Raw genomic sequence first — 18,446 nt, 5'->3', positions numbered from 1 at the left:
CGCCAATTCCAGGCCTCCAGCAAGATAGCAAACACCACCAACCAAAACCAGTATTTAGAACCAATCTTCTAAAACTGGTTTTTTTTATAGCCCAACATAGCCCACAACCTATCACAAAGTCAAACAAAAAACCCACTTTGGGCGTGCCCCGCCAAAAAAAAGCGGGTCAGGCTATTCGCTACAATCTTTTTGGAGGCCCCAAAAGCCACCAAAAAGGATTTTCGCTGCTATCCTTCACGCACTACACCATCAAATCCCCATTTCTAAACAAAAAACAGCGATTGAATCCCAAATTCAAGAACCCATTATTTGGCACATCAAAAGTTCCAATTCCTGCATCTGATCCGTGCCATTATGGCGTATTTGTCTGGCAATAAAATACAACAAAAACCAAGCAAAAACCATTAAGCCCAACACCCATAAATCCGTAGTGATCGCATTCTTTAAAACATAATTAGAATACAAAATTCCCGAAAAGATCAGAAAAACCCCAGCAATCAAAAAATGAAGAAACATAAAAAAACTCCACAAAACAGGATCTGGGCCAAACAAACCCCGAATATACGTTTGGTCTTCCGCAGTATGCTCTAACTCCAAATGCAAGTGAGGCGAGTAATACTTTTTTTGTGCCCCTTTAATGTGCAGCCACACATGATTACCACTTGTTTTTACATAAAAATCCGGATGTAGTACAGCCTTAAAATTCTCAAATTTTTCTAGCAAAACCGTTGTTTTTTGAGGCACATTTTTATAAAAACGCAACAAAAGACGCACTTCATTATCCACTTCCATAAGCAGCTCAGTTTAAAGATACACATTAGTAAAGGTGCTAATATATCAAAAAAATTGAAATTCAATGTATTTAACACTACCTTTGTACAATATTTGAAATTAGGATTATGAACAACATAGTTGCCATTGTAGGAAGGCCAAACGTAGGTAAATCGACACTTTTTAATCGATTGATACAAAGAAGAGAAGCGATCGTAGACTCCGTTTCGGGAGTAACCCGAGATAGAAATTACGGAAAAAGTGAATGGAACGGAAAAGAATTTTCTGTGATTGATACCGGAGGATATGTACGTGGATCCGACGATGTTTTTGAAGGAGAAATTCGCAAACAAGTAGAACTAGCCATCGATGAGGCAGATGTTATCCTGTTTGTAGTAGATGTAGAAGAAGGTATTACCCCAATGGATGATGCAGTTGCTAGACTACTGCGCAAAGTAACCAAGCCCGTTATTTTGGCAGTAAACAAGGTAGATAACGCCATGCGTGAGAAAGACGCCATAGAGTTCTACAACCTTGGATTAGGAGATTATTACACCTTTGCCAGTATATCCGGTAGCGGAACCGGAGATTTATTAGATGCATTAGTTTTAGCATTTCCCGACAAACCAGAAGTTCCAGAAGTTGCAGACTTGCCGCGATTTGCAGTAGTTGGAAGACCCAATGCAGGAAAATCCAGTTTCATCAACGCCCTAATTGGAAAAGACCGTTACATTGTTACCGATATTGCAGGAACCACCAGAGACTCCATTGATACAAAATTTGACCGTTTTGGGTTTGAATTTAATTTAGTAGACACCGCCGGAATACGCCGTAAAGCCAAAGTAAAAGAAGATTTAGAGTTTTACTCCGTAATGCGATCCGTGCGTGCAATAGAACATGCCGATATTTGTATCTTAATCATTGATGCCACACGTGGATTTGAGGGTCAAGATCAAAGTATCTTTTGGTTGGCCGAAAAAAACCGAAAAGGAGTAGTGATCTTAGTAAACAAGTGGGATTTGGTTGAAAAAGAAACCATGTCCACCAGAGATTACGAAGAAAAAATCAGACAAGAATTGATGCCATTTACAGACGTACCTATACTTTTTGTATCTGCACTAACCAAACAACGTTTGCTAAAAGCGCTAGAAGCCACCGTTAAAGTCTATGAAAACAGACAACAACGTATCGCTACCTCAAAATTTAATGAATACATGCTCAAAGTTATTGAGGCATACCCGCCACCAGCAACCAAAGGAAAGTACGTAAAAATTAAATACTGCATGCAATTGCCTACACCAACACCACAGTTTGTGTTTTTTGCCAACATGCCACAATATGTAAAAGAGCCATACAAGCGCTATCTCGAAAATAAAATTCGCGACAATTGGGATTTCTCTGGAGTACCAATAGATATCTATATCCGAGAAAAATAAGTACACAAAAAATCCCGATGCAAATCGGGATTTTTTTATATAAACTAATTTAATTTTTTACCAATCTATTACCGGCAACTGCAAGAGGAGGTACTCTTTAGCGTTTGATGCATTTTACCAGCCTCCGCTAGAACCTCCACCAGAGAATCCACCTCCGCCAAAGCCACCACCAAAGCCGCCACCGCCACCAAAGCCACCGCCAGAGGATCCACCACCAAAACCGCCTCCGCCACCACGGCCAAGACTACTCAGAATAATAACATCCATTAAACTAGGGCCTCCACGATGGTTTCCGGAGTTGCCACCACCGCCGCCTTTGTTTCTGGACACAAGTACCAGTATGATAATAATGATGATAATAAAAGGCAGAATCGGAAAATCTTTTCCTGGTGCCTTTTTTCTTTCGCCTTTGTATTTGCCTTTAAAGACCTCAAAAAGCATATCTGTCCCTTTGTCTAAACCATTGTAGTAACTTCCGGCTTTAAACTCTGGAGTAATGGTATTTCGGATTATTTCTCCGCCAATGCCTGCGGTTAATCGGTCTTCGAGTCCGTAACCAGGGTTAATGGCAATTTTTCTTTCGTTTTTGGCTACCAGAATGATAACCCCGTTATCGTCTTTAGCTGTCCCGCCAATTCCCCAAGTATGGCCCCATTTGGTTGCAAGTTGACTCACGTCTTCGTTTTGCAAACTTTCAATGGTGATTACTACAATTTGAGTAGTTGTAGTATCGGCATATTTAATAAGCTTTTGTTCTAACTGTGTTTTTTCGGAGGCACTAAGCAAGTTGGCGTAATCATAAACCGATGTTTGTAAACTAGGAGCTTTGGGTATGGTATATTGTGCAAGACCTATTTGTGTGGTAAAAAGACAAATAAGTAACACAATAAAATAGGTGGTATTCTTTTTTTGTAAAATCATATTATCCTTTTGATATTTCGTTTGATAATTCATTGGTGTCTTCTTCAGTCCACGGAAAGTGTTTCTTTAGTTCTTCGCCCGCCTTTAAAATGCCGTCTATCAAACCTTGTTTAAAATTTCCTTTTTTAAAATGCGCCACCATGATGTCTTTGGTACTATCCCAAAAATCACTGCCAACAATGGCATTAATTCCTTGATCACCACAAATTACAAATGTTTTATCTGCAACAGCAACATAGAGTAATACGCCATTTTTGAGTTGGGTCTGGTCCATGTTTAGTTCCTTAAAAACCTCTAGAGCACGGTCATAAGGATCTAATTGGGTTGTTTTTTCAAGATGCACTCGGATTTCTCCTGAGGTATTTTTTTCGGCCATTTGGATAGCTTCAACAATGGCTAGCTCTTCTTCTGAGGTTAAAAAATCTTCTACTTTAGACATGGGTTTTAATTTTAATGGATATAAAAAAAAGTAGTTTACAATAAAAAACCATTAAGAATAAGAGGTATTACGTTTAATTATCTCAATTTCTTAATGGTTGTTTTAAATAACTTAGTTTACTAGAATTTTACTTCTACAGGCTTGTCTGCGCCTTCTACAGCTTCAAAATAGGGTTTTTCTTTTAGACCATATAATCCAGCCAAAATATTTCTAGGAAAAGTATTAATGTTGTTATTATATGGTTTGATGGCTTCGTTAAAACGGGTTCTGGCAGTTAGTATTTGATTTTCGGTACTTGCTAGTTCATCTTGCAATTTCATAAAACTTGCGTCGGCCTTTAAGTTAGGGTATTGTTCTACACTAACTAATAATCTAGATAAAGAAGAAGAAACACCAGATTGCGCAGAGTTGAACGCTGCCAATTGCTCTGGAGTTACATTAGATGGGTCTATCGTTACTGCAGTTGCTTTAGCTCTAGCTTCAATGACAGCGGTCAAAGTACCTTTTTCGTGTTCGGCATAGCCTTTTACGGTGCTAACAATATTTGGTATAAGGTCGTTTCTTCTTTGGTAAGCAGTATTGACATTACCCCAGCTTTCTTTAACATCTTGATCTAGCGTAACGGCAGTATTGTAAATTCCGGATGCCCAGCTGTAGATTCCTAAAATAACAACGGCTCCAATAATCCAAGGCAAAAATCTTTTCATGTTTATTTGATTTTAAATTTAATATTTAGTTTTAATGTATTTGTAGCGTTTTAAAGCTGTTCTTTAATGTTTGTTAATTGGGCTCTAATACCTTCTAGTTTTTTAATAATTTCAAATTTGTCTAGGGTCTTTTTTTGACCTTCCTTCAAATGTGTTTTGGCTCCTTCTAGAGTAAACCCTCTTTCTTTAACCAAATGATAAATTAATTGCAAGTTAGTCACATCCTCTGGAGTAAACAACCTATTTCCTTTAGCATTTTTTTTTGGTTTTAAAATAGCGAACTCACTATCCCAGAACCTAATCAACGAAGCATTCACACCAAAGGCCTTAGCAACCTCGCCGATACTATAATATCTTTTATCTTTAGGTAATTCAATGTGCATGATATACGTACTGGTTTTAATTTAAACAACCCCACACTTTAGTCCAAAGATTGGTTTTCTTGGTTTGCTAATTTAGATATGGCAACATATTCCACCGCCGAAATATTTCCGTAATAAAAATTAAGCGGATTTACCACCTTGCCATCCTTATGTACTTCATAATGCAAATGAGGCCCCTCTGATCTACCAGTACTGCCTACATATCCTATTATGTCGCCTCTTTTAACTCTTTTTCCGGCCCTACAATTGTATTTACTCAAATGTGCATACAAGGTTTCATAGCCATAACCATGCCTAATTACTACATGGTTTCCGTAACCCGAAGCCGTATTGTCTGCTCTAGCCACCACACCATCTCCAGTGGCATAAATAGGAGTGCCCGTGTTGGCCGTAAAATCCATGCCTTCATGCATCTTTCGAGCTTTTGTAAAAGGATCTGTCCGGTATCCAAAACCCGAAGCCATTCGCTTTAAATTCTCATTCTTTACAGGCTGAATTGCCGGAATAGCACTCAATAACTTGTCTTTTTCTTGGGCTAATTTCAAAATATAGTCCAAAGATTTAGACTGAATTGCCAATTGCTTAGACAATACATCCATTCTTTTAGTAGTATTCAACACCAGCTGCGTATTGTTATAGCCCTCCAGAGCAGCATACCGATCCGTGGCCTTAAAACCAGACTTTCTGTCTTGTTCTGGAATGGCAGCCGTATTAAAATAGGTACGGTATAGGTTGTTATCCCGATCTTCAATAGCCTCAACTACATGTTCCAATTGGTCCATTTTTTTGTTTAAAAAAGAATAATTCAATTTCAAATTTTCAATCTCTCGAGCCTGAATCAAATCTTTGGGCGTTTTAAAATACGGAGTATTGAGTAAAACCACAAAACAGATAAAACCAAACAAGGCAGAAGCTACCACAAATAGTGCAGCAAAGCCAAATTTCCATCTCTTTTTCGTTTTAATTTTCCGATACGCTAGATTTTCAGAATCGTAATAATATTTTACTTTCGCCATATTTTAAAATACCCTATTTTTGCACATTATAAAAGTGTTAGGGGAACAAATTTAATAAATGTTTCATTTGCTACCCTCCTTTTTGCAGAATAAATAAAATAATGTGCCTATTCCAGTTATTGGTTCCAAGTTCTGGTCTTGCAATCTTTTTTTTTCTACAGTGCTGGCAGGAGCTTTCTTTGGACGCTCAGCCACCGACCTCAAAAAAAACAGACAGCAAAACTTCAAGGCTTTCCACTTGCAAACACAAAGTGTTCCGGAAACTCCGATGAAATTAAGAACCTGTGAGACAATCTGGGGCATAAATAAAAACACAAAGTTGCATGATTTTAAAACTGAAATACTCTTTCCTTTTTTTAATCTTTAAATAATTAAATTAAAAAAATGAAATCACAAGACGTACGCAAACAATTTCTAGATTTTTTTCAAAGCAAAGGACATTTAATCGTTCCCTCGGCACCCATTGTTCTTAAAGACGATCCTACCTTGATGTTTAACAACTCCGGAATGGCACAATTTAAAGAATATTTTTTGGGTAATGCCACACCCAAAAGTAACAGAATAGCCGATACCCAAAAATGCCTACGAGTTTCCGGAAAACATAACGATCTTGAAGATGTAGGTTTTGACACCTACCACCACACCATGTTTGAAATGCTAGGCAATTGGTCCTTTGGAGATTATTTCAAAAAAGAAGCCCTGCCATTTGCATGGGAGTTTTTGACCGAAGTTTTAAAACTAGACAAAAGCCGTTTGTATGTATCGGTTTTTGAAGGCAACGAAGCGGAAAATGTTCCTTTTGACCAAGAAGCATTTGCTATCTGGAAACAATTTGTGCCAGAGGATCGCATCATCCTTGGAAATAAAAAAGACAATTTCTGGGAAATGGGAGACCAAGGCCCCTGCGGTCCCTGTTCCGAAATTCATATAGACCTACGTACGGATTCAGAAAGAGCTGCAGTAAGTGGCGCAAGCCTAGTCAATGCAGACCACCCTCAAGTAGTAGAGATCTGGAACAATGTATTTATGGAATTTAACCGTAAAGCCGATGGTTCTCTAGAAAAGCTACCCGCCCAACACGTAGATACCGGAATGGGATTTGAGCGTTTGTGTATGGCCATCCAGAACGTAACCTCCAACTACGATACGGATGTTTTTACACCACTTATTCAAAAAGTAGAGGCAATTACCGGTTTAAACTACACTTCAGATGCAGTAAAAAACATTTCTGAAGAGCAAAACAAAACCAACATAGCCATACGTGTTATTGTAGATCACGTGCGAGCAGTAGCATTTGCCATAGCCGATGGACAGTTGCCATCCAATACTGGTGCAGGTTATGTAATCCGTCGTATTTTGCGTCGTGCTATTCGTTACGGATTTACCTTTTTGGACACCAAAGAACCTTTTATTTACCAACTCGTTGCTGTTTTGGCAGAGCAAATGGGAGCTTTTTTTCCAGAAATAAAATCGCAACAAAACTTAGTCACTAACGTGATTAGAGAAGAAGAAGCTTCTTTTTTAAGAACCTTAGATCAAGGATTACAATTGCTTGAAAATGTAATTAGCGAAACTAAATCAAACGAAGTTTCGGGAACAAAAGCATTCGAATTGTATGATACTTTTGGTTTTCCGAAAGATTTAACGGCCTTGATTTTAAGAGAAAGAGGGCTAGAACTAGACGAAGCTGGCTTTGATACTGCCATGCAAGAACAAAAAGCCCGTTCTCGTGCTGCCTCCGAAGTTTCGACGGACGATTGGAAAATACTAGTGCAAGGAAACACAGAAACTTTTGTAGGATACGATCAAACACAAGCAGATGTAAAAATCACTCGCATCCGTAAAGTAGATTCTAAAAAAGACGGTGTTCTATACCAAATTGTTGTTGACAACAGTCCCTTTTATCCAGAAGGAGGAGGGCAAGTAGGCGATAGAGGGACATTAGTTTCGGCCAACGAGACCATTCAAATTATAGATACCAAAAAAGAAAATAACCTAATTTTATTGCTAACAAAGCAATTACCTGAAAACCTAAATGCACCTTTTGTAGCCAAGGTAAATATGGATTTAAGAGCAGCATCTGCCAAAAACCACTCGGCAACCCATTTAATGCATTTGGCGTTGCGCACGGTTTTAGGAACGCATGTAGAGCAAAAAGGATCTTTGGTAAATCCAAATAATTTACGCTTTGACTTTTCGCATTTTGCAAAAGTAACCGATGATGAGTTACAACAAGTTGAAGATTTTGTAAATGCAAGAATCCAACAACAATTGCCCCTGATAGAACGCAGAGACATCCCTTTCGCGCAAGCGGTAGAAGAAGGCGCTATGGCATTGTTTGGCGAAAAATATGGAGATACTGTTCGGGCTATTAAATTTGGAGACAGTATGGAGTTATGTGGAGGAATCCATGTGAAGAATACCGCCGAAATTTGGTCTTTCAAGATTGTTTCGGAAGGAGCAGTTGCATCAGGAATCCGTCGTATTGAAGCAATTACTTCAGATGCTGTTAAGAAATATTTTGCAAACCAAGAAGGTTTGTTGGCCGAAATCAAACTATCTCTTAAAAATCCACAAGATGCTTTAAAAGCAGTGGTAGCTCTGCAAGAAGACAACGCAAAGCTGAAAAAACAAGTAGAAGCTTTGCTAAAAGACAAAGCTAAAAACATGAAAGGCGACTTGGCTAAAGAAATCCAAGAAATAAACGGCGTGCAGTTTTTGGCCAAACAAGTAGATTTAAACCCAGAAGGAGCCAAAGATTTAGCCTATGAATTAGGAACGTTAGGAACCAACCTGTTTTTAGTTTTGGCTACCGCCCAAGAAGATAAACCCATGTTGAGTTGTTATATTTCGAAAGAATTAGTAGCCGATAAAAACCTAAATGCAGGGCAAGTGGTTCGTGAATTAGGTAAATTCATCCAAGGTGGTGGAGGTGGGCAACCATTTTTTGCAACCGCTGGAGGCAAAAACCCCGAAGGAATTGCAGCAGCTTTAGAGAAAGCAAAAGATTTTTTGAAGTAATTAAAAATCCCTTCAAAAAAAGCTAAAAAATTAGTATCAAAAAAAGAACCAATGCAATTTAGAACCCAAATACCCATTTCTAAAACAAATAATCCGATAGATTATACTTCAAGAGTGGTGTCTTTGGGTTCTTGTTTTGCAGTAAATATGGCCGAGAAACTGGATTATTTTAAGTTTCAAAACAATTGCAATCCGTTTGGGATTTTGTTTCATCCATTAGCAATTGAAAAACTGGTTCGATTTGCAGTTTTGGATAAAGAATACACCGAAAAAGATGTTTTTTTTCAGAACGACCGTTGGCATTGTTTTGATGCCCACTCGGACTTAAGCACTGCTAACAAAGAAGCATTGCTGCGCCATTTAAATACCATTTTAAAAACCACCAAGCAGCAGCTACAGCATGCCTCGCATATTCTTATAACTTATGGTACCTCCTGGGTGTATCGTGCCATTGCAACCAATGAGATAGTAGCCAATTGCCATAAAGTATCCCAAAAACAATTCTGCAAGGAGTTGCTAACCATAGCCACAATTACACAAAGTATTGCCGCTACCATTGCACAAATACAATCCATCAATCCAGAGGTAAAATTTATTTTTAGCGTTTCGCCGGTGCGGCACATCAAAGATGGTTTTGTAGAGAACCAACGCAGCAAAGCCCATTTAATTAGCGCATTACATGCATTAGATTTTGAAGGTTTGCCAATGCGTTATTTTCCGAGTTACGAAATCATGATGGACGAACTACGGGATTATCGATTTTACAAAGAAGACATGCTACACCCCTCCGAGCTAGCAATAAATTATATTTGGGATCGTTTTAAAGAAACCCATATCGATTTATCCGCTTATGCAACTATAGAGGCTGTAGCAACCATCCAAAAAGCATTACAACACCGCCCATTTAATCCAACATCAGAAAGCCATCAAAAATTTGAAGCCAATCTACAGGCCAAAATAGCCCAAATGGTTTTGCAATATTCCTACATGAAATTTTAATTATGATAAAAAAAATCGTTCTTTTTGTAAGTTTACTAGCACTAGTAGTGCTGGGGTTTAGGTTTTGTGATTTCAAAAAAGAAGCTGACACCACCACCATAGATAGTGCGGGTTTGATACAACAGCAAATTCTAAACGTGGGCAAATTAATTGTAACCGAAGGACATTTCTCAGAAGTGATCACCTACAAAAATCAAGAAAAATACTTGATGGGAATGGTTTCTTTTGACAAAAAAGCATTAATTGTTGTCAATGCCGATGTAACCGTAGCCTATGATTTACATAAAATGAAATACGACATAGACCCCATAAACAAAATCATATCCATTGTTTCTATCCCAAAAGAAGAAATAAAAATTAGTCCAGATATACAATTTTATGACGTAGAACAAAGCAAACTAAATCCTTTTACAGGAGATGATTACAATAAAATAAACAAATCCGTAAAGGCAAATCTTACTCAAAAAATACAAAAATCTACCCTAAAGAGTAATGCTCAAAACAGATTAATAAGTGAATTATCCAAACTATTACTTACCACCACTAATTTAGGTTGGACCTTAAAATACCAAGGCAATGTAATTGCAAATGATAAAGCCCTAGACCAACAAATTAAACTATAAGTAGTTTTTTTGCTTTCCAAAAATAGCTACAAAATAGCTGCAAAAAACCGCAAATAAGCTGAAATTAAAGCTCAATTTGCGGTTTTTTGTTGGCTTATGAATTCCTGTAACCAACCCTGTCGGATACCCGTATTTACGCATTGGTGTTGTTGTTGAAAATTAATTCCAAACCACCAGTTATTAAGTGTGCAATCTCGGGTCTGTTTGTTTTTAATTGTTCCAAATGGGCCAAAACTTCCGATAGAAAAACCACATCCTGTCGGTCATTCAGGAGCTCCGCAATTTCTACCATAAGCAACCAATCTTTGGGATGGTTTTGTTTTAAATCTTCAAAAATAATAACCAAACAAGCCGTAGTGTCTTTAGCGTTTCGGATGCTTCGCACCGATTGGTACAAAACCTCCAAATCATCCCGTTCTGCAGTTGGTTGCGCTTTAATGGTGCTACTCAACGGAAGCGGTGTGATCCAATCCAAACTACTGGCATCCGCAGGTCCCGAGAAAGCCGAAACTACTTTTTTGCCCACTGCCATATCATAAACGCCCCATTCTGGTTGAAACAAAACCGTTTCGCCATGCGTCACCGTACAATTTTTAAAACGGATTAAGACAATCTCTCCTGGCAAGTTTCTAGAACCCGTAACAATTTGTCCCTCGACGGTAATACCGCCTTCAAACTCCAATTTAACCGTTTCCGATTCTAAGATAGAATAGGCCTCCAAATCTTTAGGGCTCATATCTTCAATAGCCAAATTGATGCCTCGTAACTTTCCTATAGGGCTACCAAAGCCATCCGGATGGGTCAAAGCACCATGCCCAACCAATTCTTTTTCTCGATAAGCCAGAGCGGTCTTTCCGGTAGTTTGTACATAAATAGGATTGCCTTGGTGGGCAATCACCTTACTAAAAACACCAGAAATTTGCAAGCCCGTGCTCAACTCAATGGTACCCAAGGCAGCAGAGTTCAGGAGCTTTTCAATGCCAGACAAGCCACCGGTGCGCAATGCCATTTTGTTGGCAAACTCCTCTAAAATCAAATTCAGATACGCAAAACTAGGAGTGACATACAGCTGCGGTTGCAATTTTGTAATATCAAAATTTTGGTATGCAGCAGTTATATCATACGGAATTTTAGTCACTTTTTCAGTCATACAATAGGCACTCTCGGCAATAGAAGACAACAAGCCAGCGCCATAAATCTTAGGGTTTTTTATAGTTCCAATCAAACCATATTCCACCGTCCACCAGTGCAGGTTACGTATTTGTGCCATTTCGGACAATTCACCCATATTGTTCTGTAGGTCTTCCACCGCCTTTTCGGCCGCATCAATAGTAGCTTGTGGCGTTCCTTCAGCTTCTTTAACAATAGACAACAGCCGGATCGCCTCATACATCTCATAATCTTTGCTAGACGAAATAGCCTTGCAACCAATTTGGCCAAAACGACGCAAATATTCTGCATATTCTGGATTTGCAATTATAGGCGCATGCCCAGCACCTTCATGAATTATATCCGGAGCCGGTGTGTATTCAATATGTTCCAGCTGCCGAATATCCGATGCAATCACCAAAACATTGTATGCCTGAAACTCCATAAACGCATTGGGCGGTATAAACCCATCTACCGCAACAGCAGCCCAACCTATTTCGGTCAAAATACGGTTCATGCCATACATGCTAGGTATGGTATCTACCTCAATACCCGTTTTTTGCAGCCCCTCTAAGTAAGAACGATGCGCCACCTGAGATAAGTATGCCACATTTTTGCGCATAACATAACGCCAAACTGCCTGATTTATAGGAGTATAGTTGTTATAATCCTGAGGTTTGATAAATTGCTTTAAATGCTTAGGCAATCGGTCCAATAAGAGATTGTTTTCAAAAGTTGCGTTCATGTAACAAACATTGTAGTTTAAAGCATAAAAGTACAATTTTTAGAAGCCATTTCCCGCTTTTCATTCCAAGTTTTTGTTTGCCCGTTTGTTTTTCTAAAGTTCCATCAGGAGCTTCCTGCGGTCGCTCTGCTGCACCTAGAAAAACAAAAAACGGCCTTCTCAAAAAGCTTTCCATTGCAATCGGGGCTAGGGAAGCGTGGTGATTGATGGGCTTTTTTTTTAATAATTCAGCAATTGGTAATTTAGGATATCGTAATGTCTTTGATACTAACGGTCTGTTGGATTAGACTCGTTACAAACCAAAAATGCTTTAATTAGACCGCAACTGGAGTATATTTTATGCTTTATTTGATCCTTAATGCTAATTTGATAATAATAGAATGTATAGAAAAACAATGTATTGAAAATAAAACCACTGCCCCGCTAGGGCGATTTGCGTGAGGGATTGTAGTGGAGCTCTTTTTTGGCGCCTTTTTTGAAGGTGCCAAAAAAAGCGGGAACAGAAAGCCCGACCCAAAGTGGTAAGGAGGAACGACAAGCTACTTTGGGTCACGCCCAAAGGATTTGTAATTGCTTTTTTGGGCGATCAATTGTATGCTTTTGTGGGTTGTATTTTGGTGTTATTGGGCGTTATCTCTAAAATAAGTTATTTTGTGATGGAACATCTCGGCCATGTTTTTGGCTCGGAATTTGGCTTCTTCGGCAATGGTTCCTGCAAACAAATGGTCTACTGTTTGGGTAAATAAATGCATCCAGCGCTCAAAATGTTCGTGGTCTATAGGCAGGTGTTTGTGTGGCGGAAAGGGGCTGCCGGAGTAGGTGTGGGTTTCTAATAGGATGGTTTGCCAAAAACGGTACATTTTTTCTAGATGGTCTGGCCAGTGGTTTGCTATCTTTTGTTGGAATATGGGGCCTATAAAAGGGTCTTTTTGAACCCGTGCATAAAATTGGTCTACTAATAATTTAATGTCTTCGAGGGTGGTTATGTCGGTACGATTAGTCATAGTTTAGGGTATAAAAAAAGCCTACTCAAAGGTAGGCCATTAATTAGTATTTGAAAAAAAATTAACCAATTAGTTGGGTGAATAAGTCTTGTTTGTCATTGAGGTATTGGTATTCAAATCCCTTGGTTGTCATTTTGTTTTTGATGGATAAAATATCTTCTTGGTTTTTTAGTTCTAGACCTACAATGGCGGGGCCTACTTCTCTGCTGGTTTTGCGCGTAAATTGAAAATAGGTAATGTCATCATCTGGACCTAGGATGTCACTTACAAATTCTTTTAGGGCACCTGGACGCTGCGGGAACTGAATCATAAAATAGTGCATTAAGCCTTCGTAGAGCAAAGAGCGTTCTTTGATTTCGGCAGTTCGTTCAATATCGTTGTTGCTTCCGCTGACTACACAAACCACGTTTTTGCCTTTTATTTGGTCTTTATAAAAATCCAAAGCGGCAATGGTTAGGGCGCCTGCGGGTTCTACTACCAAGGCTTCTTCGTTATACAAACGCAAAATGGTGGTGCAGACCTTTCCTTCTGGAACTAGGATAATATCGGTTAGGTTTTTTTGGCATATTTTGAAGGTGAGGTCTCCAACTTGTTTTACTGCAGCTCCATCTACAAATTTGTCAATGGTTTCTAAGGGGGTGTTTTTGCCTTGAGCAATAGCTGTTTTCATAGAGGGTGCGCCTAGGGGTTCTACACCTATAATTTTGGTGTTGGGGCTCAAATGTTGGAAAACCTCAGAGAGTCCAGAGGCTAATCCGCCCCCGCCTATGGGTACAAAAACATAGTCTATGGGCTCTGAAAAAGATTCTAAAATCTCCAAACCTACGGTGCCTTGTCCTGCTATTACCTTGGCGTCATCAAAGGGGTGTACAAATGTTTTGTTGTTTTGGGTGGCATCTGCAATTGCTGTGAGGTATGCATCATCAAAGGTGTCTCCTGTTAGTACAATTTCTACAAAAGATTTACCAAAGAGTTTTACTTGTTTTATTTTTTGTTTTGGGGTAGTCTTGGGCATGTAAATTTTGCCTTGTATTTGCAGTAAATTACAAGAGTAGGCAACTCCTTGTGCGTGATTTCCGGCACTGGCACAAACTACGCCGTGGCTTTTTTCGGCAGTGGTTAAAGAACTCATTTTGTTGTAGGCACCTCTTATTTTGTAAGAACGAACAATTTGTAAATCTTCTCTTTTTAATAAAATAGTTGCTTCAAACTCTTCCGAAAGATTTAGGTTTATTGTCAAAGGCGTTGGGGTTACAACTCCTTCTAATTGTTTTTTTGCTTTTTCAACTTCTTTAAATATAGTCATGGTTTAATTTGTTATATTTTTTAATTCTAATTTTGGAATTTAAAAAATGAGATCCTCCAGAATGTTTTTAGGATAATAAAATGTTTTTTCTTTTTTGGAATACCAATATGGTTTGTTTTTCTGTTTGGTTGTTTTTTGGCATTAAAAAAACCTCCTGTTGATGGGAGGTTTCATAAATGTATCGTAAAATAAGTATTTATAGCTGCCCTCGCTGTTATTGTAAAATAATACTAGTAGTGCAAATAATACGTAATAAATGGTTCATGGTTGGTGTTTTTTAAGATAACAAATGTAGTATTTTTTTGGATAGGAGGGGATTTAAAAAAACTATTTTTTTGAGGGCAAAGGCGGGTATTGTGCTAGAATTTTGGTTACAAAATCGGTAATTATGGCTTCTTTGTTGGCTCTGTTTTCGGTTAAATAGCCCACGCCTTCTCCTTCCCAGACTAATTCTTGTTTTTGGGCGTCAATTAGGTCAATGTATAGCGTGCCTTCGGTCGAGGAACTTACGTAATTGCGGCCTCCCCATAGGTAAGGATTCCATCCAAATCCCCATCCATATCCCCAAGTGGCGTTAAATTGGCTTACTTCTAGTTTTTCTCTTTCTTTGGTAAGGATGTTTATTAATAAATCTGGATTTTCACTTTTTGTCATTCCTTTTTTGCTGAGTTCTTGATCAATGGCACGCAGAATTCTTTTTTTGTCAAATTCTGAAATGGGCACTTTGTCTATACCTTTTTTATGGAAGGCATAGGTTTTGTATTTACTAAAATCTGCCTGAGTATCATAGTCTGCATTTACTCTAATGCTGCTGCAAGATCCTAGTAGCAAAATAAATACTAACGAAAAAAGTTTGATTGCTTTCATAATTCGTAGGGTTTGTGTTAAAGTGGGTTTGTGTTTTAGAAATCTAATAAAGCATCTGCAACACTATTTGGCAAGGTTACTTTTAATAAAGGTTCGTTTTCCATGGCTCTTTTTATAGCAAAAATAGCTCCTTCATTTCGGGCCCAACTTCTTCTTGAAATACCGTTGTTGACATCCCAGAAAAGCATTGATGCTAAGCGTTTTGATGCTTCTTTAGATCCATCAAGAACCATACCAAATCCGCCGTTAATTACTTCTCCCCAGCCTACGCCACCGCCATTGTGGATAGATACCCAAGTGGCGCCTCGAAAACTATCTCCAATTACATTTTGTATTGCCATATCTGCAGTGTATCGCGAGCCGTCATAGATGTTGGCAGTTTCTCTGTATGGGGAGTCTGTTCCGGATACATCATGGTGGTCTCGGCCTAATATAACTGGGCCTATGTGTCCTTTGGCTATAGCCTGATTGAATGCTTCGGCAATTTTTACGCGTCCTTGGGCATCAGCATATAATATTCGGGCCTGTGAACCTACCACTAGTTGGTTGGCCTGTGCGCCTTTGATCCAGGTGATGTTGTCCTGCATTTGCTGCTGAATTTCGGTAGGGGCTGTTTTGGCCATTTCTTCTAGAACGGCACAAGCTAGAGTATCTGTTTTTTGTAAATCCTCTGGTTTTCCGGAGGCACAAACCCATCTAAAAGGACCAAATCCATAGTCAAAACACATAGGCCCCATGATGTCTTGCACGTAGCTTGGGTATTTAAAATCGACAGCGTTTTTGGCCATAATAGCGGCACCAGCGCGCGAAGCTTCTAGCAAAAAAGCATTTCCGTAGTCAAAGAAATAGGTTCCTTTGGCGGTGTGTTTATTAATGGCATCCGTATGACGGCGTAGGCTTTCTTGTACTTTTTGTTTGAACAACTCAGGATTTTGAGCCATCATGGTATTGGCTTCTTCAAAACTAATACCTACCGGATAATAGCCGCCAGCCCAAGGGTTATGTAGTGAGGTTTGGTCGCTTCCTAGGTCTATATGGATGTTTTCTTGGTCTAGTTTTTCCCAGACATCTACCACATTGCCAAGATAAGCAAGAGATACCACTTCGTTATTGGCTTTGGCCAAAGTAACTCTGCTAACCAATTGGTCTAAGTTTTCAATAACTTCGTTAATCCAACCTTGACTCTGACGAATGTGTGTCATTTTGGGATTTACCTCGGCGCAAATGGTGATGCATCCCGCAATATTTCCAGCTTTGGGTTGTGCGCCACTCATGCCGCCTAATCCAGAGGTCACAAACAAACTGCCTTGGGGTGTTTTTTTGATTTTTCTAAAACCATTTAGAACCGTAATTGTAGTTCCGTGTACGATGCCTTGTGGTCCAATGTACATATAACTTCCGGCAGTCATTTGTCCGTATTGGGATACGCCCAAGGCATTCATTTTTTCTAAATCATCTGGTTGGGAATAATTCGGAATAACCATTCCGTTGGTAACCACTACTCTTGGTGCTTCTTTATGCGAAGGGAATAATCCCATTGGATGTCCCGAATACATGGTCAGGGTTTGGTCTTCGGTCATTTGGCTGAGGTACTGCATGGTCAGAAGGTATTGTGCCCAGTTTTGAAACACGGCACCATTACCTCCATAAGTAATTAACTCATGCGGATGCTGGGCTACGGCATAGTCCAAATTGTTTTGTATCATTAGCATAATGGCTTTGGCTTGCTGGCATTGGCCTGGATATTCGTCTATGGGGCGGGCTCGCATTTGGTAATCCGGACGAAGGCGGTACATATAAATACGGCCATAGTTGTTTAGCTCCGCTCTAAATTCGGGCAACAACTCCGCATGGTCTTTGGGGTCAAAATAGCGTAGGGCATTGCGTAGGGCTAGTTTTTTTTCGTCCGCACTCAAAATTTCTTTTCGTTTGGGTGCATGATTTATGTTGGACTCAAAGGGTTTTGGTTGTGGCAATATTGCCGGAATGCCCTGCTGGATTTGTTCTTTAAAAAGGGCTTTGTCGGTGTCTGAAAAAGTAGTGTTTGGGATGGAATTAGATTTCGGATTCATGTAGTGGGTGTTTTGGGTGCATAATTAGTAAGCCTCTTGCCTTTTTAGGTATTGTTTTTAAGAGGGTTAAGGATAACGAATATCCGACCGATGATAGGATTTGTAAATAGCAATCCTAAATTTTTGCGAAAAACTATCCATTTTTATTTTTTAAAATCCCCGGTTTTTTTATCATATCCATACGGACAATGACGGCAACCATTCTTGCAACAATACCCTCTTTTTAAATGGTATTTTTCTGTAAAACATTTGTAGCCTTCGGGCGTGTAGTAAAAATCCTCTCCTTGGGTTACTTTGTTTTGATTCTCTGGTTCTGGCATGATGGTATATAAAACGGCTGGTTATTTTTTTTAAAGAAGTTTCTACCTACAAATTTATACTTTTATACGCAATGTACCGTAGTATCCGGATTTATTTAATGGAAAGAATGTTGGATTTTTTAGTACATTTAGTCCTGAAATTTAAAGTAATAGTATGTTTTTAGTGTTTGTAAAATGGATGGTGCCCAAAGGGTTTAGAGGATGGACTATGTATCCTTTTGTATTTGTAAAATGCAAATTAGATAAGGGAGATGCTGTTTTTGTCAACCACGAAAAAATACATTTACGCCAACAGACGGATTTGCTGATCATTCCTTTTTTTGTTTGGTATTTGTTTGAGTTTTTGTTTCGATTGCTGCAATACAAAAATGCGGAATTGGCTTATTTGAACCTTAGTTTTGAACGAGAGGCATATCGTAATGAAACGGATCTTAATTACTTAAAAAACAGAAAATTTTTAGAATTTTTAAAGTATTTGTAATAAAAGAATAAATAAAAGAGAAATTATATTTTTTTTGTATTAAAAAAGTAAGATAAATAGTATTTTTATTTTAAAAACATGCTTTTTGTCTCTTAAATACGTTCTTTATCTGGGTGTTTTTATTTTTTTGGGTTTATTATTTGTAAATTAGTAGAACCCAATAAAGAAGCATTTTTGTTTTTTTAG

Annotated in this window: 17 protein-coding genes; 5 read left to right on the top strand and 12 right to left on the bottom strand. The window is 38.7% G+C overall.

The features are described 5' to 3' along the window. Window positions 1-294: 294 nt before the first annotated feature. Entirely contained in the window at window positions 295-792 is a 498-nt protein-coding gene (locus tag LB076_RS00385) for a hypothetical protein (RefSeq protein ID WP_066332717.1), read from the bottom strand. A gap of 107 nt (window positions 793-899) precedes the next feature. Between LB076_RS00385 and der the strand changes: the two genes are divergently transcribed. Beyond that, window positions 900-2,207: a ribosome biogenesis GTPase Der gene (gene der / locus LB076_RS00380; RefSeq protein WP_066332714.1), complete on the top strand. Its 1,308-nt coding sequence runs from the start codon at window positions 900-902 to the stop codon at window positions 2,205-2,207. 114 nt (window positions 2,208-2,321) lie between these two features. Here the strand turns inward: der and LB076_RS00375 are convergent, their stop codons facing one another. The 5 genes from LB076_RS00375 to LB076_RS00355 all read right to left on the bottom strand — a co-directional run bounded on the left by LB076_RS00375 (window position 2,322) and on the right by LB076_RS00355 (window position 5,673). Continuing rightward, window positions 2,322-3,128: a TPM domain-containing protein gene (locus LB076_RS00375; protein WP_066332710.1), complete on the bottom strand. Its 807-nt coding sequence runs from the start codon at window positions 3,126-3,128 to the stop codon at window positions 2,322-2,324. 1 nt (window position 3,129) lies between these two features. Next, window positions 3,130-3,567, bottom strand: coding sequence for a TPM domain-containing protein (locus tag LB076_RS00370; protein ID WP_066332708.1), 438 nt, complete (start codon window positions 3,565-3,567; stop codon window positions 3,130-3,132). A gap of 119 nt (window positions 3,568-3,686) precedes the next feature. Further along, window positions 3,687-4,274 (bottom strand): LemA family protein, encoded by a 588-nt coding sequence (locus tag LB076_RS00365; RefSeq protein ID WP_066332707.1) that lies wholly within the window; start codon window positions 4,272-4,274, stop codon window positions 3,687-3,689. Window positions 4,275-4,324: 50 nt separating this feature from the next. Next, window positions 4,325-4,657 carry a MerR family transcriptional regulator gene (locus LB076_RS00360; RefSeq protein ID WP_066332706.1) on the bottom strand — a complete coding sequence of 111 codons (333 nt, stop codon included), beginning with the start codon at window positions 4,655-4,657 and terminating at the stop codon, window positions 4,325-4,327. Window positions 4,658-4,695: 38 nt separating this feature from the next. After that, entirely contained in the window at window positions 4,696-5,673 is a 978-nt protein-coding gene (locus tag LB076_RS00355; RefSeq protein ID WP_066332705.1) for a M23 family metallopeptidase, read from the bottom strand. Between the two features lie 384 nt (window positions 5,674-6,057). Here LB076_RS00355 and alaS point away from each other — a divergent pair, with 384 nt between their 5' ends. The 3 genes from alaS to LB076_RS00335 are packed head-to-tail and all read left to right on the top strand — an operon-like array spanning window position 6,058 to window position 10,316. Then, entirely contained in the window at window positions 6,058-8,694 is a 2,637-nt protein-coding gene (gene alaS / locus LB076_RS00345; protein ID WP_066332701.1) for an alanine--tRNA ligase, read from the top strand. 51 nt (window positions 8,695-8,745) lie between these two features. Next, on the top strand, window positions 8,746-9,693 hold the full coding sequence (locus tag LB076_RS00340) for a GSCFA domain-containing protein (RefSeq protein WP_066332698.1): 948 nt from the start codon (window positions 8,746-8,748) through the stop codon (window positions 9,691-9,693). 2 nt (window positions 9,694-9,695) lie between these two features. After that, on the top strand, window positions 9,696-10,316 hold the full coding sequence (locus tag LB076_RS00335) for a DUF4230 domain-containing protein (RefSeq protein ID WP_066332691.1): 621 nt from the start codon (window positions 9,696-9,698) through the stop codon (window positions 10,314-10,316). A gap of 133 nt (window positions 10,317-10,449) precedes the next feature. On the opposite strand, the gene LB076_RS00330 is transcribed toward LB076_RS00335, so the two are convergent. From LB076_RS00330 to LB076_RS13935, 6 genes are all read right to left on the bottom strand, one after another. After that, window positions 10,450-12,210, bottom strand: a complete 1,761-nt coding sequence (locus LB076_RS00330; protein WP_066332689.1) for an aromatic amino acid hydroxylase — start codon at window positions 12,208-12,210, stop codon at window positions 10,450-10,452. A 620-nt stretch (window positions 12,211-12,830) separates the two neighbouring features. After that, the gene (locus LB076_RS00320; RefSeq protein ID WP_066332685.1) at window positions 12,831-13,214 is read right to left on the bottom strand and encodes a group III truncated hemoglobin; all 384 of its coding nucleotides are present in this window, start codon (window positions 13,212-13,214) and stop codon (window positions 12,831-12,833) included. Window positions 13,215-13,275: 61 nt separating this feature from the next. Then, the gene (gene ilvA / locus LB076_RS00315; protein WP_066332683.1) at window positions 13,276-14,520 is read right to left on the bottom strand and encodes a threonine ammonia-lyase IlvA; all 1,245 of its coding nucleotides are present in this window, start codon (window positions 14,518-14,520) and stop codon (window positions 13,276-13,278) included. Window positions 14,521-14,847: 327 nt separating this feature from the next. Further along, window positions 14,848-15,387 (bottom strand): DUF4136 domain-containing protein, encoded by a 540-nt coding sequence (locus LB076_RS00310; RefSeq protein WP_066332680.1) that lies wholly within the window; start codon window positions 15,385-15,387, stop codon window positions 14,848-14,850. 35 nt (window positions 15,388-15,422) lie between these two features. After that, window positions 15,423-17,459, bottom strand: a complete 2,037-nt coding sequence (gene hutU, locus LB076_RS00305; protein WP_066332678.1) for a urocanate hydratase — start codon at window positions 17,457-17,459, stop codon at window positions 15,423-15,425. Between the two features lie 143 nt (window positions 17,460-17,602). Beyond that, window positions 17,603-17,779: a C1orf53 family protein gene (locus LB076_RS13935; RefSeq protein WP_176699274.1), complete on the bottom strand. Its 177-nt coding sequence runs from the start codon at window positions 17,777-17,779 to the stop codon at window positions 17,603-17,605. A 154-nt stretch (window positions 17,780-17,933) separates the two neighbouring features. Between LB076_RS13935 and LB076_RS00300 the strand changes: the two genes are divergently transcribed. Next, window positions 17,934-18,260: a hypothetical protein gene (locus LB076_RS00300; protein ID WP_066332676.1), complete on the top strand. Its 327-nt coding sequence runs from the start codon at window positions 17,934-17,936 to the stop codon at window positions 18,258-18,260. Window positions 18,261-18,446 lie beyond the last annotated feature (186 nt).

The sequence above is a fragment of the Flavobacterium crassostreae genome (assembly GCF_001831475.1).
Taxonomy (GTDB): domain Bacteria; phylum Bacteroidota; class Bacteroidia; order Flavobacteriales; family Flavobacteriaceae; genus Flavobacterium; species Flavobacterium crassostreae.
Note: the sequence above shows the minus strand (reverse complement) of the source record. Positions and strands in the feature narration are given on the sequence as shown.